Annotated in this window: 13 protein-coding genes and 2 pseudogenes; 11 read left to right on the plus strand and 4 right to left on the minus strand. The window is 75.1% G+C overall.

Translation table 11 applies throughout. From position 1 onward, the window contains the following. The first annotated feature begins 90 nt into the window (after positions 1-90). On the plus strand, positions 91-723 hold the full coding sequence (locus GEV43_RS40045) for a cyclase family protein (RefSeq protein WP_309240192.1): 633 nt from the start codon (positions 91-93) through the stop codon (positions 721-723). Beyond that, positions 720-2,483: a thiamine pyrophosphate-binding protein gene (locus tag GEV43_RS55545; protein ID WP_309240193.1), complete on the plus strand. Its 1,764-nt coding sequence runs from the start codon at positions 720-722 to the stop codon at positions 2,481-2,483. The genes GEV43_RS40045 and GEV43_RS55545 overlap by 4 nt, the downstream gene beginning before the upstream one ends. 87 nt (positions 2,484-2,570) lie before the next feature. Here the strand turns inward: GEV43_RS55545 and GEV43_RS40055 are convergent, their stop codons facing one another. Further along, the gene (locus GEV43_RS40055; protein WP_309240194.1) at positions 2,571-3,344 is read right to left on the minus strand and encodes an MBL fold metallo-hydrolase; all 774 of its coding nucleotides are present in this window, start codon (positions 3,342-3,344) and stop codon (positions 2,571-2,573) included. Positions 3,345-3,805: 461 nt separating this feature from the next. On the opposite strand from GEV43_RS40055, the gene GEV43_RS40060 reads away from it, so the two are divergent. The 7 genes and pseudogenes from GEV43_RS40060 to GEV43_RS40085 all read left to right on the plus strand — a co-directional run bounded on the left by GEV43_RS40060 (position 3,806) and on the right by GEV43_RS40085 (position 9,819). Further along, a complete protein-coding gene (locus GEV43_RS40060; protein ID WP_160825823.1) occupies positions 3,806-4,021 on the plus strand; it encodes a hypothetical protein in 216 nt (71 codons plus the stop codon). A gap of 6 nt (positions 4,022-4,027) precedes the next feature. After that, positions 4,028-4,663 (plus strand): annotated as a pseudogene (locus tag GEV43_RS53450) (amidase family protein); the annotation flags it as partial. Positions 4,664-4,788: 125 nt separating this feature from the next. Beyond that, positions 4,789-5,409 carry an amidase family protein gene (locus GEV43_RS53455; protein ID WP_309240195.1) on the plus strand — a complete coding sequence of 207 codons (621 nt, stop codon included), beginning with the start codon at positions 4,789-4,791 and terminating at the stop codon, positions 5,407-5,409. A 53-nt stretch (positions 5,410-5,462) separates the two neighbouring features. Beyond that, a complete protein-coding gene (locus tag GEV43_RS40070; RefSeq protein WP_160825824.1) occupies positions 5,463-6,026 on the plus strand; it encodes a TetR/AcrR family transcriptional regulator in 564 nt (187 codons plus the stop codon). A 350-nt stretch (positions 6,027-6,376) separates the two neighbouring features. Next, positions 6,377-7,201, plus strand: a complete 825-nt coding sequence (locus GEV43_RS40075) for an MIP/aquaporin family protein (protein ID WP_160825825.1) — start codon at positions 6,377-6,379, stop codon at positions 7,199-7,201. Between the two features lie 44 nt (positions 7,202-7,245). After that, positions 7,246-8,762: pseudogene (glpK, locus tag GEV43_RS40080) on the plus strand (glycerol kinase GlpK). Positions 8,763-8,934: 172 nt separating this feature from the next. After that, on the plus strand, positions 8,935-9,819 hold the full coding sequence (locus GEV43_RS40085) for a serine protease (protein ID WP_160825826.1): 885 nt from the start codon (positions 8,935-8,937) through the stop codon (positions 9,817-9,819). Positions 9,820-9,871: 52 nt separating this feature from the next. On the opposite strand, the gene GEV43_RS40090 is transcribed toward GEV43_RS40085, so the two are convergent. Further along, a complete protein-coding gene (locus GEV43_RS40090) occupies positions 9,872-10,156 on the minus strand; it encodes a hypothetical protein (RefSeq protein ID WP_160825827.1) in 285 nt (94 codons plus the stop codon). Between the two features lie 124 nt (positions 10,157-10,280). Between GEV43_RS40090 and GEV43_RS40095 the strand changes: the two genes are divergently transcribed. Together GEV43_RS40095 and GEV43_RS40100 are read left to right on the plus strand one after the other, a co-directional pair. Then, on the plus strand, positions 10,281-11,123 hold the full coding sequence (locus tag GEV43_RS40095) for a polysaccharide pyruvyl transferase family protein (RefSeq protein ID WP_309240249.1): 843 nt from the start codon (positions 10,281-10,283) through the stop codon (positions 11,121-11,123). Positions 11,124-11,187: 64 nt separating this feature from the next. Next, positions 11,188-11,598, plus strand: coding sequence for a DUF2267 domain-containing protein (locus tag GEV43_RS40100; RefSeq protein WP_160825828.1), 411 nt, complete (start codon positions 11,188-11,190; stop codon positions 11,596-11,598). A gap of 94 nt (positions 11,599-11,692) precedes the next feature. On the opposite strand, the gene GEV43_RS40105 is transcribed toward GEV43_RS40100, so the two are convergent. Both GEV43_RS40105 and GEV43_RS40110 read right to left on the minus strand, forming a co-directional pair. Continuing rightward, positions 11,693-12,583, minus strand: coding sequence for an NAD-dependent epimerase/dehydratase family protein (locus GEV43_RS40105; RefSeq protein WP_241684414.1), 891 nt, complete (start codon positions 12,581-12,583; stop codon positions 11,693-11,695). Beyond that, positions 12,474-13,607 carry a glycosyltransferase family 9 protein gene (locus GEV43_RS40110; RefSeq protein WP_309240196.1) on the minus strand — a complete coding sequence of 378 codons (1,134 nt, stop codon included), beginning with the start codon at positions 13,605-13,607 and terminating at the stop codon, positions 12,474-12,476. The genes GEV43_RS40105 and GEV43_RS40110 overlap by 110 nt, the downstream gene beginning before the upstream one ends. Positions 13,608-13,665: the final 58 nt, after the last annotated feature.

A 13,665-nucleotide genomic window follows, 5' to 3' on the forward strand; every position in this document is an offset into this window, starting at 1 on the left:
CCGCGTCACGGGGCGGATGTTATCGTGACCGCCAACGCTGTAGCCAGGGTGGCTCCATGAGACTCCCTGGATCCCCCAGGTCAAGGGAGCGTGGCTCAGGTGAATGGGCCCGCGAGTCGGTGCGGATACTGGAATGACATCACGACGGGCGAGCACGTCGGCACGCACTTCGACGCGCCGGTGCACTGGGCGACCGGCCGCGACGGGGAGGACGTCTCGCAGGTCGCGCCGCGCCGCCTCGTCGCGCCCGCCGTCGTGCTGGACGCGTCCGCGCGGGCGGCGGCCGACCCCGACTTCCTGCTGGAGATCGACCACGTGCGGGAGTGGGAGAAGGCGCACGGCCCGCTGCCCGACGGCGGCTGGCTCCTCTACCGCACCGGCTGGGACGCCCGTTCCGGCGGTCAGGAGGAGTTCCTCAACGCCGACGAGGACGGCCCGCACACGCCGGGCATCTCCGCGAGCTGCGCCCGCTGGCTCGCCGAGGAGACGCCGCTGCTCGGCCTCGGCGTCGAGACGGTCGGCACCGACGCGGGCGCGGCGCACTCGTTCGACCCGCCGTTCCCGTGCCACTCCTACTTCCTCGGCGCGGGCAAGTACGGCCTCACCCAGCTCCAGAACCTGGAGCGGCTCCCGGCGCGCGGCGCGGTCCTCGTCGCGTCGCCGCTGCCGATCGTCGGCGGCTCGGGCAGTCCCGCCCGCGTCCTCGCCCTGGTCGAACGGTGAGCGCGGTGGACGCCGGAGGCGGGGAAGGCGCGGGCCGGGGGAGCGCGGTGAACGTCGCGGAGGCCGTCGGCACGGCCCTGGCCCGGCTCGGCGCCGACACCGTGTTCGGGGTGGTCGGCAGCGGCAACTTCCACGTCACCAACGCGCTCGTCGCGGCGGGCGCCCGGTTCGTCGCGGCCCGGCACGAGGGCGGCGCGGCGACGATGGCCGACGCGTACGCGCGGGTGAGCGGCGGCCTCGGCGTGCTGTCGGTGCACCAGGGGCCGGGGCTCACCAACGCCCTCACCGGGATCACCGAGGCCGCCAAGAGCCGCACCCCGCTGCTGGTGCTCGCCGGGGAGGTCGCCGCCGCCGCGGTCCGGTCCAACTTCCGGGTCGACCAGGCCGCGCTCGCCGCCGCCGTGGGCGCCGTCCCCGAGCGGATCCACTCCCCGGAGACGGCCCTCGCCGACGTCGCGCGCGCCTGCCGCACCGCCGTCGCCGAGCGCCGCACCGTGCTGCTCGGCCTGCCGCTGGACGTGCAGGCCGCCGAGCACGCGGGCGCGGCGGTGCCCGCCCGCGACCGCGCGCTGCGGCCCCCGCCCGTTCCGCCGCCCGGTCCCGCGCCCGCGCGGATGTCGGTGCCGCTGCTGCCCGACCCGTCGCCCACGGCCGTCGCCCGGTTCGCCGACGCGCTCGCCGCCGCGCGACGGCCCGTGTTCGTCGCCGGGCGCGGGGCGCGCCTCGCCGGGGCCCGCGAGCCCCTGCGCGCCCTCGCCGAACGGTGCGGCGCGCTGCTCGCGACGTCCGCCGTGGCGCGCGGGCTGTTCGCGGGCGACCCGTTCGACCTGGACGTCAGCGGCGGGTTCGCCACGCCCACCGCCGCCGAGCTGATCGCCGGCGCGGACCTGCTCGTCGGGTGGGGCTGCTCGCTCAACATGTGGACGCTGCGGCACGGCAACCTCGTCGCGAAGGACGCGACGGTCGTCCAGGTGGACGTGGACGCCCGCGCGCTCGGCGCGCACCATCCGGTCGACCTCAGCCTGATCGGCGACGCGGCGTCCACCGCGCACGCCGTCGAGGCCGAGCTGGCGTCCCGGGGCCACGCGGCCACGGGCCTGCGGACGCCGGAGGTCGCGGCCCGCCTCGCCGCCCGGCGGCGCTGGCGCGACCACCCCTACGACGAGCACCCCGACGCGGCGGACGGCACGCGGATCGACCCGCGCACCCTCACGATCGCGCTCGACGACCTGCTCCCGCGCGAACGGACCGTCGCCGTCGACTCGGGCAACTTCATGGGCTACCCCGCCATGTTCCTCGACGTGCCCGACGCGGACGGGCTGGTGTTCACCCAGGCGTTCCAGTCGGTCGGGCTCGGCCTCGCCACCGCGATCGGCGCCGCCGTCGCCCGCCCGGACCGGCTGACGGTCGCGGCGCTCGGCGACGGCGGGGCGCTGATGGGCGCGGCCGAGCTGGAGACCGCCGTCCGCCTGGGCCTCGGCCTGCTCGTCGTGGTGTACGACGACGAGGCGTACGGCGCGGAGGTCCACCACTTCGGGCCGGACGGGCACCCGCTCGACGCCGTCCGGTTCCCCGCCGCCGACCTCGCCGCGATCGGCCGGGGGTACGGCTGCGAGGCCGTCACGGTGCGGTCCCCCGACGACCTCGCGGCCGTCGGGGCGTGGCTCGCCGGGCCCCGCGACCGGCCGCTGGTCGTACACGCCAAGGTCTCCCGCGACCGTCCCGCCTGGTGGCTGGAGGAGGCGTTCCGCGGCCACTGACGGCGGGCACCGAGGGCGACGGCGCGGGACGGTTCTTCGGCCGGGCCCGACACCCGCCCGGCCTGCGCGCGGTGCCCTCGACGAGGATCAGCCGGCAGGGACGGGGGCCAGGCGGTAGCCGTTCCCGTGCTGTACCACTCGCCCGGCCGTGGGCGGCGGGAAGTGCGTGCCCAGGACGAGGGCGCCGGTGCCCGCGAGCGAGGCGAACAGCCGGCGCCGGGTGGCCTCGGACTGCTCGGGGTCGATGTCGACGCAGGCGCCGATGGCGGGGTGAGCGAGCTGGACTGGGTGGTGGACGCAGTCGCCCGTGATGAGCGCCGTCTCGCCGCCGCTGGTCAACTCGACGGCGACGTGGCCGGGCGTGTGGCCGGGCGTGGGCAGCAGCCGCAGTCCCGGCATGATCTCGGCGCCTTCGGCGGGGACGTCGATGAGGTCGAGCAGGCCCGCCCGCTCGACGGGGACCACGGAGTCGTCGAACATGCCTCGGCGCGGCTCGTCCATGTCGTAGTCGGCCCAGAACTCCCGCTCGGTGCGGGACGTCACGTGGCGGGCGTTGCGGAAGGTGGGCGCCCATGCCCCGTTCACCTCCCGCGTGTTCCACCCGACGTGGTCGGTGTGCAGGTGGGTGAGGAGGACGAGGTCGACGGAGTCGGGCGGGAAACCGGCCGCGTCCAGGTTGTCCAGGTAGCCGGTGCTGAGGTCGTGCCAGGCCGGGTTGGCGCGCGTCTTGCCGTTGCCGATCGCGGTGTCGACGAGGACCCGCACGCCGTCCTTCTCGAACGCGAAGCTGTGGCTGTGCAGGAGCGGGACGCCGTCCGCGTCGGCGAAGCCCGGGCGCAGCCACTCCTCCCGTCCCACCACGTCCGGGTGGCGCCGGGCAGCAGCCAGGAGCCGGTCGCCGGGGGCAGGAGCACCTCGTCGACGCGGTGGACGGTGACGTCGCCCACCGTCCAGGAGGGGGCGGTGGTGTTCGAGGCGGTGCGCATGTCGTGCCGCTCCTTTGCTGATCGTGTGCGTGGTGTCCGGTCCGCTCATGCGTGCGCGCCGGCCGCGCGGTGGGCCCGGGCGCGGCCGGTGAGAGGGGACCCGGACGGCCGGAACGCCGATCCGGGCGCGGTGCGAACGCGCGGCGTGGGACCCGGCGTGGGGCCCGGCGCGGGACATGAAGCTCCTCTCGCTTAACGCAATCCGTTTGCGTTAATTCACCGTAGGTCGTACCGTCCATAAACGCAAACGGTTAGCGTTAAGTGCGCCGGCCCGGCACGCCGCGCTCCGGCGGCGGCACGGCCGGGTCCCTCCAACCGACACCCGAAGGGACGTCCATGTCCGCTGCCGAACTCACGCCTCCGGAGGCCGCCCGCCTGGCCGCCCGCGCGGGCCTGCCGCTCGACGAGGTCCGCCACGCGGGAGTGGCGGCCACCGCCGACCACATCCATTCCGTCGTGTCCGTCCTCCGGGAACTGGACTTCGGCGACACCCCGCCCGCCTTCGCCTTCCGCGCGGCGGACGGCGCGGGGAAGACAGCACACGGAAGGTGAACACCGATGCGTCCGTCTGACCTGACTCTCGCCGAAGCCTCGGCCGCGATCCGGGAACGCCGCGTCTCCCCCGTGGAGCTGGTCGACTCCGTCCTCGACCGCATCGACCAGGTGGAGCCCCGCCTCGGCGCCTACACGGCGGTCTGGGCGGACCGGGCGCGCCGGGCGGCCCGCGACGCCGAACGCGAGATCGCCGCCGGCCGGGTCCGCGGCGCGCTGCACGGCGTCCCGGTGGGCCTGAAGGACCTCATCGACGTCGCCGGTACGGCCACCACCGCGAGTTCCAAGGTGCGCACCGACCACCGCGCCGGTTCGAACAGCGCCGTGGCCGCCCGGCTGGCGGCGGCCGGGGCGGTCCTCATCGGCAAGACCCACACGCACGAGTTCGCCTACGGCCTGACGACGCCGCAGACCCGCAACGCCTGGGACCGGGGGCGCGTCGCCGGCGGTTCCAGCGGCGGCTCCGCCGTCGCCGTCGCCGCGGGCGCCGCCACGTTCGCGCTCGGCACCGACACCGGCGGCTCGGTCCGCGTGCCCGCCTCGCTCAACGGGGTGGTCGGCCTCAAGCCCACCTACGGCCTCGTCCCGCGCCACGGCGTCACGTCGCTGTCCTGGTCGCTGGACCACGTCGGCACGATCACGCGCACGGTCGAGGACGCCTCGCTCGTCCTGCCCGTCCTGGCCGGGCACGACCCCGGGACCCGGCGTCCCGGCCCGGCCGCCCTCGGCCGGGCGCGGCGGCCGACCTGTCCGGGCTGCGCGTCGGTGTGCCCCGCAACCACTACTTCGAACACGTCGATCCGGTCGTGGAGGCCGCGGTCCGCACGGCCATCGACCGGCTCGCGGACCTCGGCGCGCGCCTCGTCGAGGTCGAGATCCCGATGGCCCGCTACGTCCAGGCCGTCCAGTGGGGCCTGATGGTCCCCGAGGCCACCGCGTACCACGAGCGCACCCTGCGGGCCGCGCCGGACCTGTACGGGGCGGACGTCCGCGCGCTGCTCGAAGCCGGTGAGCTGATGTCCGCCGGGGACTACCTGCGCGCCCAGCGGGCCCGGACCCTGATGCGGGAGTCCTGGTCGCGCCTGCTCGCCGAGGTCGACGCGATCGCCGCCCCGGCGGTCCCGGTGGCCGCGGTGCCGGCCGGGCAGGAGACGGTCACCTGGCCCGACGGCACGGTGGAGAGCGTCTCCGACGCCTACGTCCGGCTGTCCGCCCCCGCCAACATCACCGGTGTCCCGGCGCTGTCCGTCCCGGTCGGCCACGACGCGGAGGGCATGCCGATCGGCATGCAACTGCTCGGCCGCCCCCTCGCCGAGGACCTGCTCCTGCGGGTCGGGCACGCCTACGAGCTGATCCGTCCGGCCCACGGACTCGCCCCGGTGGCGTGAGCCGTGCGGCCGGCCCCGCTTCTAAGGCAATCCCTTTGCTTTAAGATGGCGGCATGAGCCGTAGACCGATGGTGCGCCCGGGCGGGCGCAGTGCCCGGGTCCAGAGGTCGGTGCACGAGGCGGTACGCGACCTGACCGCGGAGTCGGGCCGGGACGCCCTGACCGTCCCGCTCATCGCGGCACGGGCCGGAGTCACCCCGTCCACGATCTACCGGCGGTGGGGCGACCTCCAGGAACTGCTGTCGGACGTCGCCGTCGAACGGCTCCGCCCCGAGGCCCCTCCGGAGGACCGGGGCTCCCTGGCCGACGACCTGACGTCCTGGGCCGAGCTCTTCCTCGACGAGATGGCCTCGCCCGCGGGCCGCGCGTACATCCGCGACGCCCTGCTCGGCGACCCGGACGGCAGCAACGCCGGACAGTGCTCCGCCTACGCCGCCGAGCAGATCGACGCCGTCCTCTCCCGCGCCGCCGACCGCGGGGAGAAGACGCCCGAGGTTGAGATGGTCATCGACCGCGTCGTCTCGCCCATCATGTACCGCATCCTCTTCCGCCCCACAGGGCTCGACGCCGCCTACGCGCGCCGCCTCACCGCGGAGGTCCTCGACGACGGCCGGTGACGTCCGTCCCGGACTGCTCGGCTCCTCCCACCGCGTGCGGCGGCGCGGCAGCCGGGCGGCGAACACGTACGCCGGCAGGAACCGCCCGGCCGGGCCGCAGCGCGACCGACGCGATGCCCGTCGCCATCACGGCGGCCGCCCGCCGCTGGGGTGAGCCGCCCGCCCGTCACCGGATCCATGCCCGGGATCATCGACGGCGCCCGCGGCCCCGCGCCGTCCGGACGCGCGCGCCGTGCCGACGCTTCGCCGGGCGCGGGCGGAGATTGTCGGCGTTCTGAGGTTGACCGGCCGGTAACCGCTCCTTACGTTCGCGGCAGATGTGGCACGCGCCACAGCGCCGAGGAGGAGAGATGGCCGAACGGCTGAGACCCCCGGAACTCGTCAGGGAGATGGCCGCGGAGTTCGCGGGCACGATGATCCTCATCCTGTTCGGGGTGGGGGTGGTCGCCCAGGTCGCGGCGGGCGGCATCGGCGACCACGACAGCATCGCCTGGGCCTGGGGCATCGGCGTCGCCCTCGGCGTGTACGTCTCGGCACGGATCAGCGGCGGCCACATCAACCCCGCCGTCACGTTCGCGCTCGCGGTGTTCAGGGGCTTCCCGTGGCGCAAGGTCGGGCCGTTCTGGCTCGCGCAGACCGCCGGCGCGTTCGCCGCCGCGCTGATCGTCCGGTGGAACTACACCGAGGTGCTCGCGAAGGCCGATCCCGGCCACACCATCAAGACCCAGGGCGTGTTCTCGACGCTGCCCGGGAACGGAACGCTCCCGGTGAGCACCTGGGGCGCGCTGCGCGACCAGGTCATCGGCACCGCGATCCTGCTGTTCATCGTGCTGGCCCTCACCGACCTGCGCAACGCGCCGCCGCTGGCGAACCTCACCCCGGTCGTCATCGGCCTGCTCGTCGTCGCGATCGGGATGGCGTGGGGCACCGACGCCGGGTACGCGATCAACCCGGCGCGCGACTTCGGCCCGCGCCTCGCGCAGTTCATCACCGGGTACGGAGGGGCCTGGCGCGACCAGAACGGCGACCTGTACTTCTGGGTGCCGATCATCGGCCCGCTCGTCGGCGGCGTGGTCGGCGCGGGCCTCTACCTCGGGCTCATCGGCCGTAACATCCCCGAGGTGGACCGCGAGGCCGAGGCGGCCGGACGCAAGCCCGAGTACGACGTGTCCTGACTCCCGGACGTGTCCCCGACCCCCCAGCGTAAGGAGTGAGCGGCATGGCCGACTTCGTCGGAGCGCTCGACCAGGGCACGACCAGCACCCGTTTCATGGTGTTCGACCACGGCGGGAACGAGATCGCCCGCCACCAGCTCGAACACCAGCAGATCCTGCCCCAGGCCGGATGGGTCGAGCACAATCCCACCGAGATCTGGGAACGCACCCGCGCGGTCATCCAGTCCACCCTCACCAAAGCGAATCTCACCCACACCGACCTGGCCGCGCTGGGCATCACCAACCAGCGCGAGACCACCGTGGTGTGGAACCGCCGCACCGGCCGCCCGTACTACAACGCGATCGTGTGGCAGGACACCCGCACCGACCGCATCGCCTCCGCCCTGGACCGCGACGGCCGCGGCGACACCATCCGGCACCGGGCCGGTCTCCCGCCCGCGACGTACTTCTCCGGCGGGAAGGTGCAGTGGATCCTGGAGAACGTCGACGGCGTCCGCGAGGCCGCGGAGGCGGGCGAGGCCGTCTTCGGCAACATCGACACGTGGGTGCTGTGGAACCTCACCGGCGGCCCCGACGGGGGCGTGCACGTCACCGACCCCACCAACGCCTCCCGCACCATGCTGATGGACCTGGAGACCCTCGACTGGGACGACCAGCTCCTGTCGTTCTTCGGCATCCCCCGCGCCATGCTCCCGACGATCCGCCCCTCGTCGTCCCCGGACCCGTACGGCGTCACGCGGGCGGACGGGCCGCTCGGGGAGAGGTGCCGTTGAGCGGCGACCTGGGCGACCAGCAGGCCGCCACGGTGGGCCAGGTGTGCTTCGCGCCCGGCGAGGCCAAGAACACCTACGGCACCGGCAACTTCCTGCTCCTCAACACCGGCGAAGAACTCGTCCGCTCCAAGGCGGGGATGCTGACCACCGTCTGCTACCGCTTCGGCGACCAGGCTCCGGTGTACGCCCTGGAAGGCTCGATCGCCGTCACCGGATCGGCCGTGCAATGGCTGCGCGACCAGCTCGGCATCATCTCCGGCGCCGCCCAAAGCGAATCCCTCGCCGCACAAGTAGAAGACAACGGCGGCGTCTACTTCGTCCCCGCGTTCTCCGGGCTGTTCGCACCGTACTGGCGCTCCGACGCCCGCGGCGCCATCGTCGGTCTCTCGCGCTACAACACCAACGCGCATCTGGCGCGGGCGACGCTGGAATCCATCTGCTACCAGAGCCGCGATGTGGTGGAGGCCATGCGCGAGGACTCGGGCGTCTCGCTGGACGTGCTCAAGGTCGACGGCGGCGTCACCGCCAACGAACTGTGCATGCAGATGCAAGCCGACATCCTCGGCGTCCCCGTCTCCCGCCCCGTCGTCGCCGAGACCACCGCCCTCGGCGCCGCCTACGCCGCCGGCCTCGCCGTCGGCTTCTGGAACGACACCGACGAACTACGCCAGAACTGGAACGAGGACAAGCGCTGGTCGCCGGAGTGGTCGCAGGACCAGCGCGAGACGGGCTACGCGGCCTGGAAGAAGGCCGTCGAACGCACCCTCGGGTGGGTCGACGTCGACTGACCGTTCACAGGGCCCGCGCCCCGGACGCCGGGACGGCCCGGTCCGTGCCGGTTTCCGGGGGCGTGGTCCGTATCTTCCGCCATGGCCGGAGATGATCTAGAGTCCGCCGGGACAGCGTCGTCCAGGCCGCCGCAAACCCCCCGCGGCGGCCCGCTCGCGAGAGGAACCCTCCATGACACGACGACTCGCCGGACTCGCCCTCGCCGCCGTGACCGGCGGCACGGCGCTCGCCGCCGCCGGAACCGCCCAGGCCGCGCCCGCCGCGCCCGCCGCACCCGCCCCGCCCGCCGCCCCGGCGCCCGCCAAGCAGGCGAAAGAGGTGGACTTCACCGGCATCGTCGCGCTCAGCAACTGCTCGGGCTCCCTCGTGCGCGGCCCGCGCTCCCGCGACACCGACCGCGCCCTCGTCATGACGAACGGCCACTGCCTGGAGTCCGGCATGCCGAAGGCCGGGCAGGTCATCGTCGACCAGCCGTCCACCCGCACGTTCAAGCTGCTCGACCCGACGGGCAAGAAGGAGCTCGGCACGCTGCGGGCCACCAACGTCGAGTACGCCACGATGACCGACACCGACGTCACGGTCTACAAGCTCGACAGCACCTACCGGCAGATCCGCAAGGCGTACGGCATCCCGGCGCTGCGGCTGTCGGCGGCCAAGCCGCGGGTCGGGACCGAGATCCGGATCGTGTCCGGCTACTGGAAGACGATCTACGGCTGCAAGACCGACGGCGAGATCTACCGCCTGCGCGAGGGCGAGTGGACCTGGAAGGACTCCATCCGGTACGCGCCCGAGTGCCAGACGATCCACGGCACGTCCGGGTCCCCGATCATCGACGTGCGGTCCCGGCACATGGTCGGGATCAACAACACCGGCAACGACGACGGCGAGCGCTGCACGCTCAACAACCCGTGCGAGGTCGACCGGAAGGGCAACATCACCGTCCGGCACGGCATCCACTACGGCCAGCAGACGTACCTGCTCGCCCGCTGCCTGACCCGCGGCAACGACGTGCGGCTCGACCGGCACTGCCGCCTGCCCCGCCCCGCCGCGAAGTGACCCCCGCCCCGGCACGGCACCCCCGGCGCCCTCCGGCGTACGTGAGGGCCCGCTAGCCGGGGCGCGTCCGCGAGCGCCGCCGCGAAGGAACGGGCCGGGCGTCGCGGTGGGCCGGCGCGAACCCCGCGCCGGCCCACCGCTCGGCCCCCGCCCGCCAGGCCCCGCCGGGCCTCGCCTGGCCGGCCCGTTCACCCGTCGGGGCGGCGGGACGGTCCTCCTCAAGGCGCTGTCCGGGGCGGCCCGGCTCGGTGAGGGCGTGCCCGACCTGCGGCGACTCGGCCGGGTGGACGGTCCGTTCGGTCGGACCCCCGGTCCGCCGGTCCCGGATTCGCGGCATGGACGGCCGTCACGTGGGCAGGTTCGGCGGGACGAACGCGTGAGGGGGTACGCACGATGCGTGTTCTGGTGACGGGCTGGCCGAGTTTCGTCCACGGCGAGGCCACCGCGGGGACGTGCTGGCGATGGAGGCGGTCCGCGAGGCGCTCGCGGGGGAGGGGATCGCCTGCGAGACGGCGTGGAGCCCGGTGTTCCGCCCGGACGGGCTCAGCCTGGACCGGGCCGATCCCGAGCGCTACACCCATCTGGTGTTCGCGTGCGGGCCGCTGCACGGCGACCAGGTCGTCTCGCTGCACCGGCGGTTCGCCCGCTGCCAGCGGGTCGCGGTGGGCGTGTCGGTGATCGACCCGGACGATCCGGCGGTGACGGGCTTCCACGCCGTCCTGCCGCGCGACGCGCCGGGCGCGCCGCCGCGCCGCGACCTGTCCGCGGCGCCCGCCCAGACCGGCCCGGAGCCCGACGTCGTCGGCGTCGTCCTCGCGCCGGGGCAGGGCGAGTACGGGGCGCGGGGCCGGCACGCCCGGATCGAGGACCAGCTCACGTCCTGGCTGCGCACCCGCGGCTGCGCGCGGGTGCCGCTCGACACCCGGCTCGACCCGCGCGACTGGCGGCACCCCGCCGGCCCCGAGGAGCTGGAGGCGGTGATCAGGCGGCTGGACCTGGTGGTCACGACCCGCCTGCACGGCCTGGTCCTCGCGCTGCGCAACGGGGTGCCCGCGCTCGCCGTCGACCCGGTCGGCGGCGGCGCGAAGGTCACCGCGCAGGCGCGCGCCTGGGACTGGCCCGCGATCATCACCACCGGCGCCGCGGACGCCCCGCCCTACCTGGACCCGGCCGAGCTGATCAGGCACTGGGAGTGGTGCCTGTCGCCGGAGGGCGCGGCGTGGGCGGCGCGGGCGTTCCCGCTGCCCGAGCTGGTCAGGGGGCTGAGGGAGATCGTCGGTAACGGATCGCTCGCGGCACGTTAGCGGCCCCGGTGATCGGGCAGGGTCCCCCACTCGGACGGACCAGAGCGAGAAGGGAGCGGCCGTCATGAGGTACGAGGAGTTCATCGGCCAGGTGCAGAACCGCGCCCGCCTCTCGGGGCTGGGGGACGCGGAGCGCGCCTCCCGCGCGACGCTGGAGACGCTCGGCGAACGGGTGCCCGAGGGCCTCGCCGACAACCTCGCGGCGCAACTTCCGCACGAGATCGGGGAGCATCTGCGCCGCACCGAGGTGTACGGGGGCCTGGGCAGCGGAGAGCGGTTCGGCAGGCACGACTTCGTCGAGCGCGTCGGCGCCCGCGCGGGCGTGGACGACGCCGAGGCGGCGTTCATCGCGCGCGTGGTGCTGGAGGTGACCGACGAGGCCACCGGCGGCGGCATCGGCAAGAAGGTCGGCGAGGCGCTGCCGGAGGACATCCGCGAGCTCGCCACGGCGGGCAGCAGGGGAGGCGTCGACTGACCGCCTGACGGCGGGCGGCCCGTACCCGGCGCCCGCCGCCGGACCCGCCGATGGGGGCCCCTCGCCCGGGGCCCCCATCGGCGTGCCCGGCGGGTCAGGCGGTCCGCGCCAGGCCGAGCTCGCGCTCGAACCATTCCGCGGTGGCGCGCAGGCCCTGCTCGGCGGGCACCTCGGGCTTCCAGCCGAGCACGTCCCCGGCGAGGGACGTGTCCGGGCGGCGCACCGCCGGGTCGTCGGCCGGGCGGTCGATGAACCGCAGGTCCGACCGCGCCCCGGTCAGCCGGATCACCAGCCGCGCCAGGTCGGCCATCGTCATCTCGTCCGGCCCGCCGATGTTCATCGGCCCCGGATGGTCCGACAGCGCGAGGTCCAGGATGCCGCGCACGGTGTCGTCCACGTAGCAGATCGAGCGGGTCTGCTCGCCGTCGCCGGTGACGGTCAGCGGCTCGCCCCGCAGCGCCTGGCGCAGGAACGTCGGGATCGCGCGGCCGTCGTCGGGGCGCATCCGCGGCCCGTAGGTGTTGAAGATCCGCACGATGGCGGCGTCCAGGCCGCGCGAGTGCCGGAACGCCGACGTCAGCGCCTCCCCGAACCGCTTGGCCTCGTCGTACACGCTGCGCGGGCCGACCGGGTTGACGTTCCCCCAGTACGACTCGGGCTGCGGGTGGACGAGCGGGTCGCCGTACACCTCCGAGGTGGAGGCCAGCAGGAACCGGGCGCCGTGCCGTTCGGCCAGGTCCAGCGCGTGCCGGGTGCCCTGGCTGCCGACCTCCAGCGTCTGGATCGGGTAGCGCAGGTAGTCGGCCGGGGACGCGGCCGACGCCAGGTGGAACACGTAGCCGACCGGGACCGGCAGCCGCACCGGCTCGGTCAGGTCATGCCTCAGGAACCTGAAGTCCCTGCGCCGGGTCAGGTGCGCGACGTTGCGCGCCGTCCCGGTCAGCAGGTTGTCCAGGCAGATGACCGAGATGCCCCGCTCCAGCAGGGCCTCGCACAGGTGGGAGCCGAGGAAGCCCGCGCCTCCGGTCACCACGGCGCGCCGATGTCTCATGTCGTCCTCCTTGCGGTCCTGGTGGGTCCTCCGGCGCGGGACCGCGTCCCGCCCCCGTCAGCGCCCGCGCCGCCGTGTCGGCGACCCGGGCGACGCAGATCTCCAGCAGCCCGGGGTCGGGGGCGGCCCCGTGCGGGTCGCCGTGCCGCCCCGCCCACAGCACCCGGTGCTCGCGGCGCTCGGGCGGCGGGCCCCACAGCCCCGGCGCGACCGGGCCGAACAGCAGCACCGAGGGGGTGCCGTACGCGGTCGCGAGATGCCCCGTGCCGGTGTCTCCGCAGACCACCAGGCGGGCGCCGGCGACGAGCGCGGCGAGTTCGAGCGGCCCGGTACGGCCCGACAGGTCGTCGGACGGGTCGAGCCCCGCCGCGGCGGTGACGGCCCCCGCCACCTCGGTCTCGTCCGGCCCGCCGGTCACCACGACGTGCTCGCCGCGCTCGCGGAGGCCCGCGGCGACCGCCGCGTACCGTTCGGCGGGCCAGCGGCGGGCGGGCGAGCCGGCGCCCGGATGGACGACCACCGCGCCGGGCGCGGGCGACGGGACCGGCGGCGCGGGCAGGTCCAGTTCGCGGGGGTCGGCGTCGAACCCGTACGCGGCGACGAGCCGGCACCAGCGTTGCACCTCGTGCTCGTCCGGCTCCCACGGCGGGCCTTCGGAGCCGAGGACGGACGGGTGCGCGAAGGCGAGGAGGCGGCCGGGCCCGAGCGCGCGCAGCACGCGGTGGCTGCGCGGCCCGCGCCCGTGCAGGTTGACGGCCAGTTCGAGGGGGCCGCACGGCGGCAGGGGGTCCAGGCCGGACGCGGGCAGCACGTCGTCCACCGCGCCGGTCAGCAGCGCGAGCGGCGCGAGGGCGCGCGGCGCGGCCAGCGTGATCCGCCGGCCGGGCAGGCCCCGCCGCAGCGCCCGCAGCGCCGGGACGGCGGTGAGCAGGTCGCCGAGGCCGAGCGCCCGCAGCACCAGCGCCCGCGGCGCGTCCGGCCCGCGCCCGGGTCCCCGCGCGGCTCCGGCTCGCGGC

The sequence above is a fragment of the Actinomadura sp. J1-007 genome (genome assembly GCF_009793335.1).
GTDB classification, from domain to species: Bacteria; Actinomycetota; Actinomycetes; order Streptosporangiales; family Streptosporangiaceae; genus Spirillospora; species Spirillospora yumaensis.

Bases quoted from the DNA above. Each gene is read 5' to 3' on its own strand.
- GEV43_RS40075 (WP_160825825.1), top strand. From the start codon at position 6,377: ATGGCCGAACGGCTGAGACCCCCGGAACTCGTCAGGGAGATGGCCGCG.
- GEV43_RS40060 (WP_160825823.1), top strand. From the start codon at position 3,806: ATGTCCGCTGCCGAACTCACGCCTCCGGAGGCCGCCCGCCTGGCCGCC.
- GEV43_RS40095 (WP_309240249.1), top strand. From the start codon at position 10,281: ATGGAGGCGGTCCGCGAGGCGCTCGCGGGGGAGGGGATCGCCTGCGAG.
- GEV43_RS40100 (WP_160825828.1), top strand. From the start codon at position 11,188: ATGAGGTACGAGGAGTTCATCGGCCAGGTGCAGAACCGCGCCCGCCTC.
- GEV43_RS40090 (WP_160825827.1), bottom strand. From the start codon at position 10,156: ATGCCGCGAATCCGGGACCGGCGGACCGGGGGTCCGACCGAACGGACC.
- GEV43_RS40085 (WP_160825826.1), top strand. From the start codon at position 8,935: ATGACACGACGACTCGCCGGACTCGCCCTCGCCGCCGTGACCGGCGGC.
- GEV43_RS40070 (WP_160825824.1), top strand. From the start codon at position 5,463: ATGAGCCGTAGACCGATGGTGCGCCCGGGCGGGCGCAGTGCCCGGGTC.